The 14,962-nt window shown below is 64.3% G+C and carries 17 protein-coding genes and 3 tRNA genes; 12 read left to right on the forward strand and 8 right to left on the reverse strand.

What is annotated here, in order from left to right:
• Positions 1–7 precede the first annotated feature (7 nt).
• The 5 genes from purB to HTY61_RS06040 all read right to left on the reverse strand — a co-directional run bounded on the left by purB (position 8) and on the right by HTY61_RS06040 (position 4,898).
• Complete coding sequence (gene purB / locus HTY61_RS06020; protein ID WP_175275947.1) at positions 8–1,315, reverse strand: adenylosuccinate lyase; 1,308 nt, start codon at positions 1,313–1,315, stop codon at positions 8–10.
• Positions 1,316–1,384: 69 nt separating this feature from the next.
• Positions 1,385–1,894, reverse strand: coding sequence for a hypothetical protein (locus HTY61_RS06025; protein WP_175275948.1), 510 nt, complete (start codon positions 1,892–1,894; stop codon positions 1,385–1,387).
• Complete coding sequence (locus HTY61_RS06030; protein ID WP_175275949.1) at positions 1,894–2,631, reverse strand: DUF2259 domain-containing protein; 738 nt, start codon at positions 2,629–2,631, stop codon at positions 1,894–1,896. Before HTY61_RS06030 ends, HTY61_RS06025 begins: the two co-directional genes overlap by 1 nt.
• Before the next feature lie 114 nt (positions 2,632–2,745).
• Entirely contained in the window at positions 2,746–3,768 is a 1,023-nt protein-coding gene (locus HTY61_RS06035) for a P1 family peptidase (protein ID WP_175275950.1), read from the reverse strand.
• Complete coding sequence (locus tag HTY61_RS06040; protein WP_175275951.1) at positions 3,765–4,898, reverse strand: ABC transporter substrate-binding protein; 1,134 nt, start codon at positions 4,896–4,898, stop codon at positions 3,765–3,767. Before HTY61_RS06040 ends, HTY61_RS06035 begins: the two co-directional genes overlap by 4 nt.
• 146 nt (positions 4,899–5,044) lie before the next feature.
• Between HTY61_RS06040 and HTY61_RS06045 the strand changes: the two genes are divergently transcribed.
• Genes HTY61_RS06045 through HTY61_RS06070 form a run of 7 tightly spaced genes read left to right on the forward strand, consistent with a single transcriptional unit; the run spans position 5,045 to position 10,892 of the window.
• Positions 5,045–5,959: an AAA family ATPase gene (locus HTY61_RS06045; protein WP_175275952.1), complete on the forward strand. Its 915-nt coding sequence runs from the start codon at positions 5,045–5,047 to the stop codon at positions 5,957–5,959.
• A 2-nt stretch (positions 5,960–5,961) separates the two neighbouring features.
• Complete coding sequence (locus HTY61_RS06050) at positions 5,962–7,221, forward strand: vWA domain-containing protein (protein ID WP_175278437.1); 1,260 nt, start codon at positions 5,962–5,964, stop codon at positions 7,219–7,221.
• Positions 7,222–7,240: 19 nt separating this feature from the next.
• A complete protein-coding gene (locus HTY61_RS06055) occupies positions 7,241–7,567 on the forward strand; it encodes an XdhC family protein (protein ID WP_175275953.1) in 327 nt (108 codons plus the stop codon).
• Between the two features lie 7 nt (positions 7,568–7,574).
• Positions 7,575–8,279, forward strand: a complete 705-nt coding sequence (locus HTY61_RS06060) for an XdhC family protein (RefSeq protein ID WP_175275954.1) — start codon at positions 7,575–7,577, stop codon at positions 8,277–8,279.
• Between the two features lie 3 nt (positions 8,280–8,282).
• On the forward strand, positions 8,283–9,314 hold the full coding sequence (locus HTY61_RS19440; RefSeq protein WP_246272944.1) for a molybdopterin-binding protein: 1,032 nt from the start codon (positions 8,283–8,285) through the stop codon (positions 9,312–9,314).
• Positions 9,315–9,947, forward strand: a complete 633-nt coding sequence (locus HTY61_RS19445; RefSeq protein ID WP_246272945.1) for a nucleotidyltransferase family protein — start codon at positions 9,315–9,317, stop codon at positions 9,945–9,947.
• Between the two features lie 33 nt (positions 9,948–9,980).
• Positions 9,981–10,892, forward strand: a complete 912-nt coding sequence (locus tag HTY61_RS06070) for an alpha/beta hydrolase (protein ID WP_246272946.1) — start codon at positions 9,981–9,983, stop codon at positions 10,890–10,892.
• A gap of 36 nt (positions 10,893–10,928) precedes the next feature.
• Here HTY61_RS06070 and HTY61_RS06075 read toward each other — a convergent pair.
• From HTY61_RS06075 to HTY61_RS06085, 3 genes are all read right to left on the reverse strand, one after another.
• Positions 10,929–11,004: transfer RNA gene (locus HTY61_RS06075), tRNA-Glu, on the reverse strand.
• A 169-nt stretch (positions 11,005–11,173) separates the two neighbouring features.
• Positions 11,174–12,349, reverse strand: a complete 1,176-nt coding sequence (locus HTY61_RS06080) for a YcbK family protein (RefSeq protein WP_246272947.1) — start codon at positions 12,347–12,349, stop codon at positions 11,174–11,176.
• A gap of 151 nt (positions 12,350–12,500) precedes the next feature.
• Positions 12,501–12,941, reverse strand: coding sequence for a VOC family protein (locus tag HTY61_RS06085; protein ID WP_175275955.1), 441 nt, complete (start codon positions 12,939–12,941; stop codon positions 12,501–12,503).
• A 204-nt stretch (positions 12,942–13,145) separates the two neighbouring features.
• Here HTY61_RS06085 and HTY61_RS06090 point away from each other — a divergent pair, with 204 nt between their 5' ends.
• The 5 genes from HTY61_RS06090 to HTY61_RS06110 all read left to right on the forward strand — a co-directional run bounded on the left by HTY61_RS06090 (position 13,146) and on the right by HTY61_RS06110 (position 14,883).
• Entirely contained in the window at positions 13,146–13,724 is a 579-nt protein-coding gene (locus HTY61_RS06090; protein ID WP_175275956.1) for a cold-shock protein, read from the forward strand.
• A 31-nt stretch (positions 13,725–13,755) separates the two neighbouring features.
• On the forward strand, positions 13,756–14,253 hold the full coding sequence (locus HTY61_RS06095; protein WP_175275957.1) for a DUF192 domain-containing protein: 498 nt from the start codon (positions 13,756–13,758) through the stop codon (positions 14,251–14,253).
• Positions 14,254–14,318: 65 nt separating this feature from the next.
• A tRNA-Pro gene (locus HTY61_RS06100) sits at positions 14,319–14,395 on the forward strand.
• Positions 14,396–14,437: 42 nt separating this feature from the next.
• On the forward strand, positions 14,438–14,743 hold the full coding sequence (locus tag HTY61_RS06105) for an ETC complex I subunit (protein ID WP_175275958.1): 306 nt from the start codon (positions 14,438–14,440) through the stop codon (positions 14,741–14,743).
• A gap of 63 nt (positions 14,744–14,806) precedes the next feature.
• Positions 14,807–14,883: transfer RNA gene (locus HTY61_RS06110), tRNA-Arg, on the forward strand.
• Positions 14,884–14,962: the final 79 nt, after the last annotated feature.

Raw genomic sequence — 14,962 nt, forward strand, 5'->3', positions numbered from 1 at the left:
TCAGGCCTCAGGCCTCGCCGAAGACACGGCGGAAGATCGTGTCGACATGCTTGGTATGATAGCCAAGGTCGAATTTCTCCCGGATTTCCTCCTCGGACAGTGCGGCGCGAACCTCGTCGTCGGCGAGCAGTTCCTCGAGGAAGTCCTTGCCTTGTTCCCAGACCTTCATCGCATTGCGCTGGACCAGCCGGTAGGCATCCTCGCGCGAGACGCCGGCCTGCGTCAGCGCGAGAAGAACGCGCTGAGAATGCACGAGGCCGCGGAACTTGTTGAGGTTGGCCATCATGTTGTCGGGATAGACCACGAGTTTCTCGATCACGCCGGCGAGGCGGTTCAGTGCGAAATCGAGATGGATCGTGGTATCTGGCGCGATACCGCGTTCGACGGAGGAATGCGAAATGTCGCGCTCATGCCAGAGCGCCACGTTTTCCATCGCGGGCGTGACGGCCATCCGCACCAGGCGGGCCAGACCCGTGAGATTCTCGGTCAGGACCGGGTTGCGCTTGTGCGGCATGGCCGACGAGCCCTTCTGGCCGGGCGAGAAGAATTCCTCCGCCTCCAGTACCTCGGTGCGCTGCATGTGGCGGATCTCGATCGCCACGTTCTCGATCGACGACGCGATCACTCCGAGCGTCGCGAAGAACATGGCGTGGCGGTCGCGGGGGATGACCTGCGTGGAGATGGTCTCCGGCTTCAGTCCGAGCTTTTCGCAGACATGTTCCTCGACGCGCGGGTCGATATTGGCGAAGGTGCCGACGGCTCCGGAAATGGCACCGGTCGCCACCTCGGCGCGTGCCGCGGCAAGGCGCTCCCGGTTCCGATTCATCTCGGCATGGAATCGGGCGAAGGTCAGGCCCATGGTCGTCGGCTCGGCATGGATCCCGTGGCTGCGGCCGATGCGGATCGTGTTCTTGTGCTCGAAGGCGCGCTTCTTCAGCGCGGCAAGCAGCCGGTCCATGTCGGCGAGAAGGATATCGGCCGCGCGCACAAGCTGGATGTTCAAGGTCGTGTCGAGCACGTCAGAGGATGTCATCCCCTGGTGCACGAAGCGCGCATCTGGACCGACAATCTCGGCGAGGTGCGTAAGGAAGGCGATGACATCGTGCTTTGTGACAGCCTCGATCTCATCGATGCGGGCGACGTCGAACTCGGCCTTGCCACCCTTTTCCCAGATCGTCTTCGCGGCGCTTTCCGGGATGACTCCCAGCTCGGCCAGCGCGTCGCAGGCATGGGCCTCGATCTCGAACCAGATGCGGAACTTCGTTTCGGGAGACCAGATCGCGGCCATTTCCGGCCGGGAGTAACGGGGTATCATTTGAACGGCTGACCTTTGCGGGAGTACTGCGGAATTGCACCGCGGCAATAGCAGACCGTTGCCGTCCGCTCAACTCGCCCGACGAGACAGCCACCAGGCTGCCAGCAGCAGGAACAGGGGGGCGAGGGGCCAGTAGAAACGCGTACCGAGAACCAGGTACTGATAGGTCGACCCGAGAAAGGTGAAAACCTGCTGGTAGAACCACCCCACGGAGAAGGCGTCTTCATGCCACTGGGCGTAGTAGGCCCGGTAATGGAAGGCAAGCGCGCCGGCCGTGGCGCAGAGTGTCAGGATTGCGAGTGCGACTAGGGCGAGGACAAAGCGGACCGGCCGGGAGACGCGACGCCCCGCCAGGGCCAGCAAGGGGCGCGCCATGCCATAGGCCAGGAACCCGCCCGCGAAGTAGATCCCGGCAATGACGGTCGTCCGGGCGTCGAGCTCGCGCTCCTGCCCGAAGGTGAGCGCGACCACCGCGCTCGCAGCCATCATCGCTCCCCAGGCGGGGCACTCCAGCACCAGCACGGCAAGCATGCTCCGGTGCCAGGAGGAGTTGCCAACGGTTGCCCGGCCGGGAACCATCAGGGCTCCTGCCCCCGGAACCGGGTGACGGCCATCCAGCGATAGTCAGGCCCCTCGAAGCCGAAGCTTTCGACCGTGATCAGGACCGCGATCGCGGATGGTCCGTCAAAGGGGAAGAAGGTCTGGACACCACCGATACGATATCCGATGGGGCAGTTGCGCGATGAAGGTACCGACATGTCCTCGTGCAGGACCTCGGTGACACCGCCGGCGCTTGCATCGACAGACAGAAGCCGGAAACCCTTGATCGCCGCGGCGAGGCCTTCGCACATTCCCGTGGCCGGGAAGGGAATTTCTTCGAGGCGGAATTCCAGCGGTGCATCGACCGGTGGCCATGCCGGGCGCGGGTTGACGACGATCCGATACGGGTCCGCGGACAATTCGGTTGGCGGATTGAAACCCGCCACAAGACCCGGATTGGCAGCGAGCTCGGCATCCGCGACGATTGCCTCGCCCCGCGCTTTCACGTCCGCCCGGGCATCGGCAATGTCGGCTGTTTCGTCTTCGATCCGGGCCCGCACGGGCGAGCCGGGAAGAAAGGTGTCGTTCCTCGTGTCGATGTAGAAACGGTTGGCGTAGGGGAAACCCGAGCCATCCTGAACGCCGTATTCCTCGAAGGCGAACTTGGTCCCGTCGGCGCTGAAGCCGAGGACGTTGAGCGTCGCCATGTCGCCGGCCTGCACCGGCAGGCATGTCATCATGCAAATGGCCGCGGCGAGCGAAAATCGGAGGGTCATGCGCAACTCCATTCTTGCGACGGAGGGTCTATCCCCCGGCCGCCATGGTGCGTGTGCACCTTGTCACTGTCCACCGACGGGCATCCGGTCTCTTGAGCCAGAAACGACATGCGATCATGCCCGCTGCGACCAGACGGGCAGCGGGTCACCCGTTTGCGCGGTCGCTGCATGTACGCCGCGGGCGATGGCGCGTGCCATGGTTGCCGCCGCGGCGGCGCACAGGTCGATCATGGCGTCGGAACCGGCGGACAGCGGCTTCCTTCCGGTTGAAACGGCGAAGACGAGATCGCCGTCCATCGGGGTATGGCAAGGCCATATGGCCCGCGCGAAGCCGTCATGGGCGGCTATGGCGAGGCGCTTGCATTCCGCCTTGGTCAGCGCCACGTCGGTGGCGATGACGCCGATGGTCGTGTTGGCGCGAGGTGACGCCGCGCCATCGTCCCGAAACTTGAGCCGCAGGCGCGTCGCGTCCTCGGGCAGGGGATGGGGAAGGCCGAGACCGCCGAATTCGCCATCGAGCTCGAACGGGGCTGCCCAGAAATGCCGGGTGCCGGCGACGGTGACCGAGCCGACGGGATTGACTGCCACGATGGCGCCGACGGTTGCCCCGATATCGGCGAGCCGCGTCGAGGCCGAGCCCAGCCCACCCATCAGGTCCGCGGTCATCGCGCCCGCACCGGCACCGTGGCTGCCGAGGGCGAAATCCGCCGAGGCGGTGGCCACGGCTTGATGGCCGAGCTCGCGATAGGGCGGATAGCGGCCCCAGTCCTTGTCGCCGCCATTCAGGAGATCGAACAGGATCGCGGCCGGGACGATCGGTATGCGATGCGGGCCGACTGCGAAGCCGCGACCGGCCTCCGCCAGTGCCGCCTGCACGCCGGAGGCCGCGTCCAGCCCGTATGCGGAGCCGCCGGACAGCACGAGAGCGTCAACCGCCTCGACGGTGTTGTGCGGTTCCAGCAGGTCCGTTTCACGCGTGCCGGGCGCGCCGCCGAGTACCTGAACCGCCGCGGTGGCGGGCTGCTCGCAAATGACGGCGGTCACGCCGGACTTGAGCCGAGAATCCTCGACATTGCCGACCAGGAGGCCGTTCACATCCGTGATCAGGTTGCGCGGGCCGGCCTTCCACCGCGTCATCGTATGGCCCCCGTGTTGCTGTCGCCCTCCGCCGGCACGGGCTTTCCGTCCGTGACGACGAATATCTCGAACAGGTTGCGCACGAGGTTGCCGTCATCGCCGAACCGGACGGGGCCGAGCGCCGTCTCGAATGTCGGGCCGACAAGTGCGTCGAGTCCCACGCGGTCCTCGCTTCCGGCGGTTGCGATGGCGGCAAGCGCGATCTCGGCGGCCGCATGGGCCGGCACGAAATAGCCGTCGGCGGCAGGAAGGTTTTCCGGCAGCTTTGCTGCCAGGTCGCGCGCCGGGTCGCGCTCAAGCCAGTCGGGCAGCGCGGCGATGATCGTGCCGTCGGGCAGGGTGCCGTCGGATGGCGGCGCGACGAGGGCGCTTCCCCCGGCAAGCGTCAGTTGCGCGCCCACGGCCCTGGCGTCCCGTCCGATAACCGCCGCGTCGAACGCGTCGCCGCCGATTACCACGTGCGTCGCGCCGGCCTTCTGCAGGCGCCTTGCCAATGCGACCTGGTTTTCCAGCTGCGGGCGGAAGGTGTCGGTGAAAACCGGCTTCAGGTTGAATTCCTCCAGCAGGAAGCGGACCGTTTCCACGAGCTGTCGGCCGTACAGCGTGCCGTCGTCGATCAGCGCGAAACCGGCCGTCCTCCAGGCGGTACGCAGATGGGTGGCGAGCGCCAAGGCCTCGTCGCTGCTGCGCGGTGCCAGGCGCACCATGGGCCAGTTGTTCTCCTCGCGCTCCCGGCCCAGTCCCTCGGCCTGCACGCCGAGCACGATCACGGGGATGCCGGCTTCGGCGAGGCGCGGCATGGCGGCATCGAACGCCTCTATGCAGGGATAGCCGATGACGATGGCTGCTTTCGCGGCGATCAGTGCCTCGGCGCTTCGGCTGCCGCCCTCGGCCGAACAGGCATCGTCGGCGACGACGGTTTCCACGTCGCCCCTGTCGGCCAGCGCCATGCGCGAACCGGCTTCGACCTGTTCCCCGAGGATCTCGAAATAGCCTGACAGCGGCGCGGAAATTCCGACGACCGTCCGCTCCTGCGCGTTCGCGCAGGTCGCGATCGTGGCGACCAGCCCGGCGGCCAGCATCATTGCGCGCATGGTCTCGCGTCCCGGAATCGCTTTGCGGTCATTCATGCAACTTTGATGCACGGCGGATTCGGCGAGGGCAAGACCAAATCCTGCCATGCATTTGACGGAACCATGCTCCAGTCCCTACTTGGCGGCTGCACACCCAGTCACTATGTTGACCGACAGGAAAAGCGCCGGAGGAGACACACCACATGCAAACATCGCTGCCGTCCTCCATAGACGAAACGTTGGAATTGCTGAATGGCCAGGACTATGTGGCAGACCGCCCGCTGGCCACGGTCCTCTATCTCAGCCTGAAGATGGGACGGCCCCTGTTTCTCGAAGGCGAGGCGGGTGTCGGCAAGACGGAAATCGCCAAGGTGTTGTCGAGCGCACTCGATCGTCCGCTTATCCGGTTGCAGTGCTACGAGGGGCTGGACATCTCGTCCGCGGTCTACGAGTGGAATTATGCCGCGCAGATGATCGACATCCGGATCGCCGAGGCCTCCGGCGAGACGAAGCGCGAAAAGCTCCACAAGGACATCTTCTCGGACGACTACCTGATCCGCAGGCCCGTGCTGGAGGCCCTGTCGGGCGAACCGGGACGGCCGCCTGTATTCCTGATCGACGAGCTCGATCGAACCGACGAGGCTTTCGAGGCTTTCCTCCTCGAGGTCCTGTCCGATTTTCAGGTGACGATCCCCGAATACGGGACGATCAGGGCGGCGGAGCGGCCGGCGGTCATCATCACAACAAACCGCACAAGGGAGATTCACGACGCGCTGAAGCGGCGCTGTCTCTATCACTGGGTCGATTATCCCAGCGCCGAGCGCGAGCTGGAGATCGTTGCCCGCAAGGCACCTCAGGCGAACCGGCGCCTGTCGGAAGAGGTCGTGCGTTACGTGCAGAAGCTGCGCGAGATGGAGCTTTTCAAAGTTCCCGGCGTTGCCGAGACGATCGACTGGGCCACCGCGCTGACGGAACTCGACCGGGTCGCCCTCGACCCCGCTACCATTTCCGACACGATCGGCGTCCTGCTGAAATACCAGGATGACATCGCCCGCCTCGAGGGCTCGGAGGGCAAGCGCATCCTCGACGACGTAAAGGCGGAACTCGACGCCGCGTGACGATGGAAACATTCACATCCGAGCCGCAATCGCGCAACGAGGCCGAAGGCCGTCTCGCGGACAACATCGTCTATTTTGCCCGTACGCTGCGCAAGGCCGGAATGAAAGTCGGTCCGGCGGCCGTGAATGACGCCATCGGGGCCGTCCTTGCCGCCGGAATCGGCTCGCGCGACGATTTCTACTGGACGCTGCACGCGGCGCTCGTCACCCGCCACGAGGATACAGTCGTTTTCGACGAGGCGTTCAAGCTCTACTGGCGGTCCCGCGAGCTTGTCGAGAAGATGCTCGAGATGTTTTCCCCGAAGGCGCCCGACATGCGGGAACGCGAGAAGAAGCTGGCCGGGGAATCCCGCGTCGCCGATGCCATGTTCGAGGGACACAAGCGCCGGGAGCCAGAAGAGCGTCCGCCGGAAATCGAGGTCGACGCGCGGATGACATTCTCGGGGCGGGAGGTCCTGCGGGACAAGGACTTCGCCCAGATGACCGCTGCGGAACTGGCCGAAGCCCGGAAGGCGCTCTCCGAGCTGCGCCTGGCGCAAGACGAGGTCCGAACGCGCCGCTACAAGGCCTCGAACCGCAAGCAGCGGGTCGATCCCCGCCGGACGATGCGTCATGCCTTGCGTACCGGCGGCGACCTGGTGATCCCGCAGTTTCGCGAACCGCGCATGGTGCATCCACCGCTTGTCGTGCTGGCCGACATCTCCGGCTCCATGAGCCAGTACTCGCGCGTCTTCCTGCATTTCCTGCATGCGCTGACCGAGCACCGCCGGCACGTCCACACATTCCTGTTCGGGACGCGGCTCACCAATGTCAGCCGGCAAATGCGTCACCGGGACATCGACATGGCGATCGACGATTGCGCGAGAGCCGTGGAGGACTGGTCCGGCGGCACCCGCATCGGCGAAACGCTGGCCACATTCAACCGGCAATGGTCACGGCGCGTACTCTCGCAAGGCGCCATCGTCCTGCTCATCACCGATGGCCTCGAGCGCGACGAGGTCGACGGGCTGGAGCACGAGATGGAACGCCTGCACAAGTCCTGCCGACGCCTGATCTGGCTCAATCCGCTGCTGCGCTTCGACGGGTTCCAGGCAAAGGCAAAGGGCGTGCGGGCCATGCTGCCGCATGTCGACGAGTTCCGCCCCGTGCATTCGCTCAACTCGATATCGGAACTGTGTCTTGCGCTGGGCGACGGATCGTCGTCCAATCGGCGGATGAAGTCGCCGTCGGAATGGTTGCGCGAGCTCGACCGTGCGGCATGAACAGGCGGGAGGTCCGGAAATGCCCGAGCAATTTAGCGACGATCCGCTGAAAGTGGCGGAAGAATGGATGGATGAAGGCCGCGCCGTTGCCGTTGCAACCGTGGTGGAAACATGGGGTTCCGCGCCGCGGCCGGTCGGCAGCCACCTGGTGATCGACGGGGATTCCAATTTCGAGGGGTCGGTGTCCGGCGGCTGCGTCGAGGGCGCGGTCATCGCCGATGCGCTCGACGTGATCGAAACAGGGGAGCCGAAAATGCTCGAGTTCGGCGTTGCCGACGAGACCGCGTGGCGCGTCGGCCTCTCCTGCGGCGGACGTATCCGCGTCTACGTGGAACGGCTCGGATAGGAGAAACATGGATCCGCATTCGCTGAAAAGGCTCAACAGCGCCCGGGCCGCGCGGCGCGCGGTCGCGCTGGTAACCGAGATGGATAGCGGCCGGGACCGCGTCGTGGAGGAGGGCGATCTTGTCGCCGGAGACCTCGGGGAGGCACTCGCCAAGGCGTTTCGCACGGGAAAGTCCGGAATGGTCGAGATCGAAGGCGGCGAGTTCTTCATCAACGTCCATCTTCCGCCCCCGCGTCTTGTCGTGATCGGCGCTGTCCATATCAGCCAGGCAATGGCGCCGATGGCCAGGCTCGCCGGCTATGACATCGAGATCATCGATCCGCGAACGGCATTCGCCACGCCGGAGCGTTTCGAGGGCTTTCGCCTCGATGCGGAATGGCCGGAGACAGTTCTTCGGGACCGTCCGCTCGATCGCTACTGTGCGCTTTGCGCGATTACCCATGATCCGAAGATCGACGACTTTCCGCTGAAGGCCGCGCTCGCGGCAGAGTGTTTCTATGTCGGCGCGCTCGGCAGCCGCAAGACGCACGGCAAGCGCGTGGAACGGCTGCTGGCGGAAGGGCTTACGCAGCAACAGATCGACCGGATTGCAGCGCCTATCGGTCTCGATATCGGCGCATCGAGTCCGGCGGAAATTGCGGTGGCCATACTGGCGCAGGTGATCGAAGCCTTCCGCAAGCGCGAAATCGCTGGCGGCTCGGTATCGGGGTAGGTCATGCAGTTCGGGACATGGCCCCTCGACGGTACCCGCGACCTGGCCGGCGCTACGCTTGCCCACTCGGTTCAGGTCGGGACGCGCAGGAAAATTCGCAAGGGACATGTCCTGTCCGCAGCCGACATCGAGGACCTGCGTGCAGCCGGAATCGTTGAAGTGACGGTGGCGATCCCCGAAACAGGCGACATGATGGAGGATGCCGCCGCCGGCCTGATCGCAGATGTATTCGCACCTGACGGATTTCGCCGCGAGAATGTCGGAACCGGCCGAGTCAATTTCCATGCCACGGTCGACGGAGTGCTGGTTGTCGATCCGGCGCGGATCGATGCGCTCAACCGGGTCGACCCGGCGATCACCCTCGCAACCCTGCCCAATCATTCCCTCGTTCGCGCAGGCCAAATGATCGCGACGGTCAAGATCATTTCCTTCGCTGTTGCCGGGCATCTGGTGGAAATGGCCGCCGACGTGGTGAGGGCGCCAGACACAATCCGCGTCCATCCGTTTCGTGACGGATTGCGGGTGGCCATGATCCAGACACGGGTCAGGGGCACCAAGACTTCCGTTCTCGACAAGACCCGGCGGATTACCGGGGAACGATTGCGTGATCTGCATGCCGAGCTTGTCGATGAAAGGCGGACAGATCACGCAGCGGCAACGCTGGCGGAGGAATTGGCCGCGCAGGTTAGGGCCGCCGACATGGTACTGATCTTCGGTGCCTCGGCCGTGACAGACCGCCGTGATGTGGTCCCGCAGGCCGTCGAACTGGCGGGCGGCAGGATCGTGCATGTCGGGATGCCCGTCGATCCCGGCAACCTTCTGGTCCTGGGCGAGTTGGCGGGAAAGCCGGTAATCGGCGCGCCCGGTTGCGCCCGCAGCCCGAAGGAAAACGGTTTCGACTGGGTGCTGCAACGCCTGTGCGCCGGGATTCCGGTATCCGGCGATGATATCGTTGCGATGGGGGTTGGCGGCCTTCTCGCGGAAATTCCGGTCAGGCCGCATCCTCGCGAACGGTCGAAACCGGCAAGCAACTGAATGGCCGGCGTTACGAAAACCGAAACCGGCATGGCCGCGGTGATTCTCGCCGCGGGCCGTTCGACGCGCATGGGTGGCGAGAACAAGCTGCTGAGGGAAATCGCTCCCGGGATTCCGGTCGTTCGTCGCACCGTGGAGAATGCGCGCCGATTCGGACTGGGGCCGCTATACGTCGTCACCGGTCACGAGGCTGACCGGGTTCGCGCGGAGCTGGAGGGGATCGATTGCCGCTTCGTGCATAATCCGGACTACGCTCTCGGCCTGTCCGGTTCGATCCGGCGCGGTTTCCGGCGCGCGATCGCGGATGGAGCCGACGGGGTCATGGTGCTTCTCGGCGACATGCCTTTCCTGCCCGTGGAAGCCGTGCACGCCGTCGGCATGGCCGCGTCCCGCAATCCCGACTCGCTCGTACAGGCGATTCATGCCGGCGAGCCGGCGCATCCCGTATGGCTCCCGGCGCGGTTTGCGGAATTCGTCGAGCGCCTGGGCGGGGATCGGGGCGTTCGCGGAATGGTTGAGCGATCGGGCGAAAAGTTGATTTCCGTGGAGGTCGGCAGCGAGGCCACACTGGACCTGGACACGCCGGAGGATTTCGATTCCCTTTCCGGCGGCTGCTCCGGAAAGGGCGATTGATACCCGCCGCGAATCCGACATAGGCTTGCATCCATGGCAAATCCGGCAAATCGGCTGACACGGGGAGCGCGGCTGCAACAGATGCTTTCCTGGTGTCTTGCTGCCGCGCTGACCTTTCTGGCGGGGCAGGCGCAATCCTTCGAGCTGGCCCCCTTCAAGGATCGATTGTTTGCCTATCCCGGCATTCTGGAGAGCCGGGACGGGGGTGCCTACCTGATCGTCGATTATGACGAGGTGCGGGACATCAACCGGCGCGACCAGGTGCCCGAACGCCGGGTCAAGCGGAAGTATGTCGATCTTTCACCGCGTCGCCGCCAGTCCGACCAGGTGCTGCAGACAAGCGCGGGCGAGATCCGCTTCATAGCAGTCGGCGATCCGAGAAACGCGCGGATCGTCACGATGTATGTCCACGGGCGGGGCGGCGATCGCAAGCAGGGGACCAACGACTATACGTTCGGCGGCAACTTCAATCGCATCAAGAACCTGATGCTGCGAAACAACGGCATATATATTGCGCCGGATGGCGGTGAACTCGATGAGGCGGCGGCGCAGCGCATCCGCCACCTGGTGCTCGCAGTGTTGCGGCAGTTGCGAGAAGCGAAAATCGTGCTCGCATGCGGTTCGGCGGGCGGTACCGTCTGCCATGCGCTTGCAGGCGACGATGCGATCGCCGCACGGATGGCCGGAATGGCGCTGCTCGGTTCTTTCGGAGACGAGAGCTTCATCGGCTCGGCTGCCTGGCGCCACCGCGTGCCGTTGCTGATCGCCCATGGCGCCGCCGATTCGGTCATTCCTTTTGCGAATGCCGAGTCGTTCTATCGCGCCTTGCGCGATACGCCGGGATATCCGGTAAGGCTCGTCCGATTCGAGACCGGTGGCCACGGAACGCCGATCCGGATGACCGACTGGCGAGAGACGATCAACTGGATGCTGGCCGCGCGCTGACCCGACCAATGCACTTTCGAACGAGGGGAAGACCGGTGGCACGCCCAACGGGACTCGAACCCGTGTTTCCGCCGTGAAAGGGCGGCGTCCTAGACCGCTAGACGATGGGCGCGCATCAGGTGTCGCGGTCTATAGGGGCATTCTCCCGCGACCGCAAGTCCGTTTGGGTGCGGATTCCATCTTTTTTTCGCGACAATTTTCTAAGGCGCCAAATTCCGCGCCGCCTTCTGCCGAAGCCGGATGGTTTTTTCCCTTAATGCTGGAGAATCAGCGGCTTGCCGCTACTTGCGCCGGCGACAGCGCCAGTTCCAGTCGCGCTCCGGACCGATGTCGATATGCACCGAGTCGGTGTAGCAATAGGTGCCGACGCCGCCACGACCCGGCATGGAGCGCAGATAGGAAGCCAGTTCCCATTTGCCGACGCCCTCGACCTGGATGTCGGCCGCGGAACAGTACATGTGCAGCGAATTCTGGGCTCCGCGCGCCTTCTTGTTGCGCGACGGGCTGCGATAGCCGGACGTGACGATGACATCCTTGCCGTAGTGGCGCTCGACCTGCTTGAGTACCCGCACGAGGGCGGGCTTGAGGCAGGAAACATCGACATCGTCGTGCTGAACCTGCAAGCCGTTGGGTGCCAGACGGGCGAGGCCTGCGGCGGATGCCAGGCGGACCGGGGGCTCTTCAGGCTGCAGGGGGTCCGGGGCGTTTTCGGCCGAATCGGTGAGGCCCAGCGCGCGTTCCTTGTCGACGCCCGGGAGTCCGGCGGCCATGCCCGATGCGCTCGCTGTCGCGATCACGGGCCGGGCCGGGGTCGGTGCGGCCGTTGTCGCAGCCTTGTCGGTTGCGCTCCACAATTCGGCGACGGCGGGCTGCTTTGAGATCGGTTCCGGCGGCACCACGGCCTTGCGGGTGCCGGATGAACGTCTGCCCGAAAAGAGCGCAAGAAGTCCGGTCGGACGCTTGGGTTCCGCGTCCACCGCTGCCTGTTGCGTAACGACGACAGGGGCGGTGTTGGCGCTGTAGATGCGGGCAGTGGCCGGGTCGGCCGGTCGGGCGGTCTTTCCCTCGGCATCGCCGAGCGCGACGATCTCGCCCGATGCAGCCGGCTGCCCGGCGACTGCCGGAGAGGCGGCATCGTTCTGCGCGACCATCGACATCTGGACAGAACCATCCGGATCGTCAGCGATGACCGTTCCGGCGGCTTCGTTTTCGGCGAGCGCCATGATGGCGCCATCTTCCTCGGTGGCGGCCTCGGGCGTTGCTTCGGCGGCGGCAACATCGGAAAGCTGTTCGGGTGATGTTTCGGCGACGGCCAGTCCCATTTGCGGCGTCGGCTCGAGCGTAGGTTGAAGGTCCAGGGCCGCAGGCATGCAGCCCGACAGGGCGGTCGCGAACACCAGCAATCCGATCCATCGCACGGAGACGCAATCCGGGCTTATGGTTTTACGATTACTCAATGGCCCGCCTATTGCCCCCGTTTCGCGGTACAAGCCGCCTTAGACCACCAGCGCGGTAAAAAAAGAATTATCTGCGCGCGTTACGCCGCCCCGCTTTCCCGCTAGGCAAGAAATGGGGCCAAAACAAGGTCCCATCGCCGTACCGGCACCCTTACCAGGTGCCGGTATTCTCCATCGAGGCCCAGGGTTCGGCCTTCGGAAGGGCTTCTCCCTTCTGAAGGATCTCGATCGAAATGCCGTCCGGGGAACGTATGAAGGCCATGCGACCGTCGCGTGGTGGCCGGTTGATTGTCACGCCACTGTCGGCGAGGCGTTGGCAGGTCTCGTATATGTCGTCGACCTCGTAGGCGAGATGTCCGAAATTGCGACCGCCCTGGTAGTCCTCGGGATCCCAGTTGTAGGTCAGCTCGACGGTCGGCGCGCCGCCGGCCTTCGCCGTCTCGACGTCCTCCGGCGCGGCCAGGAATATCAGCGTGTAGCGACCGGCCTCGTTCTCCATCCGGCGCACTTCCTGCAGGCCGAGCTTGTTGCAATAGAAGTCGAGCGATTCGTCGATATCGCGAACCCGTACCATCGTGTGCAGATAACGCATGACATTTCTCCTTTTCGGTTCCGGCTTTTAACCGCTGTGCCGGACAAGGCAACAAAGTATTGTTCACGCCGCGTGACACGTGCCGTGAAAAACAAGAACCCAAGGAGGTGTGTAAAACGAAATATCGCACTTGTGGCTATTCGACCTGCCGATGGTATCCTTCATGCAGAGAATCAGTGCGAGTTGGCGAGAAAAAGCGCAGTCATGGGGGAAAACGGGTCATCATCCGGGAGGTTGGAGAACCTCGTTGCGCAGTCGGAAACTCCGGATGCCATCGAGGTCTCGGGCGCCATCAAATGGTTCGACGTGGCCAAGGGCTTCGGGTTCATCGTTCCCGACGAGGCCGGTCTCGGCGACGTGATGCTGCATGTGACCTGCCTGCGCCGGGACGGTTTCCAGACCGCTCTCGAGGGCGCGCGAATCGTTTGCCAGGCCCGCAAGGGCGAGCGCGGCCTGCAGGCGTTCCACGTCATATCCATGGACAATTCCACGGCCGTCCATCCGGGCGAGGTGCAGCAGAAGACGCACGTAAATGTCACGCCGACGAGCGGCCTGGAAAGGGTTATCGTCAAGTGGTTCAACCGCACGAAGGGTTTCGGATTCGTCACCCGCGGGGAGGGCACGGAGGACATCTTCATCCACATGGAGACGTTGCGCCGGTTCGGCATGACGGAGCTGCGCGCCGGCCAGGTCGTGATCGTGCGCTACGGCGAGGGCGAGAAGGGGCTTATGGCCGCCGAGGTCTATCCCGATCTCGGTACGCAGTTGCCGTCTTCGCATTGACAATGCCGGCCGGTCTGCGGCACCGGAAGGCATGAACAAGATTGCAACCGTCATAATTGCAGCGCTTGTCGCCGGCGCGCTTCCTTCCCTGCCGATGACTCCGGCCGCGGCGCAGGAAGCGCCAATGCTCCTGCCCGTGGATGAGACGCCGCTTTCGATACGTCGCGATGGACGGGAAGTCGCGCGGTTCGACATCGAGATTGCCGACGACCGCGAAGAGCGTGCCCGCGGCCTGATGTTCAGGACCGAATTTCCTGACGATCGTGCCATGCTGTTCGTTTTCGAACGGACGCGCGATGTTTCCTTCTGGATGCACAACACACCGCGGTCGCTTGACATGCTCTTCGTCCGCGAGAACGGCGTCGTGGCGACCATCGCGCGAAACACGACCCCGTTCTCCAGGACGCCGGTTCCGTCCGGCGAACCGGTACGATACGTGCTTGAAATAAACGCCGGCATGGCCGATTCGCTCGGCATCCTGCCCGGGGATCGTCTCGTCCACCCGATAATTTCCGTAACGGGCGAATAGAGACGGTTGCCGACGCACCGCAGCCGTTGTATGCGGTCGGAGTTCGCCGGAACCATGGTTGAAGTCGGAGCGTAGCGCAGCCTGGTAGCGCATCTGGTTTGGGACCAGAGGGTCGCAGGTTCGAATCCTGCCGCTCCGACCAGCCGGGATCGGCGGACGAGGTGACATGACAAGGAGGGTTCCAGTGTTGGCCCGAATTTACAGCCCGTCGAAGACCGCCATGCAATCCGGCAAGGCGAAGACCGGCTTTTGGATCCTTGAATTTGACCGCGCCACGGCGCGCACCATCGACCCGCTGATGGGCTATACATCTTCCGCCGACCCGCTGGCCCAGGTGAAGCTGAAATTCCCGACTCGCGAGGATGCCGTTGCCTATGCCGAGAAGCACGGCATCGCCTACAGGGTCATCGAGCCGAAGCAGCCGAAGCGCCGCGCCGTTTCCTATTCCGACAACTTCAAGTACGACCGCAAGGCGCCCTGGACGCACTGACCAAGTGCCTGTATCGCGCCGGTGCTTGACCGCGGCGCGAACAGGCGACATGAAAAGTCCTGTGGCCCCGTAGCTCAGCTGGATAGAGCACCGGCCTTCTAAGCCGATGGTCGCAGGTTCGAATCCTGCCGGGGTCGCCACTTCCGATCAACAGCTGAAACCCATGGCTCCGGTCGGAGACGGAATGCCGGCTGGCAAGATTCCTGCACGACTATCTGG

This window comes from Oricola thermophila, assembly GCF_013358405.1.
In the GTDB taxonomy this organism is placed as follows: Bacteria; Pseudomonadota; Alphaproteobacteria; order Rhizobiales; family Rhizobiaceae; genus Oricola; species Oricola thermophila.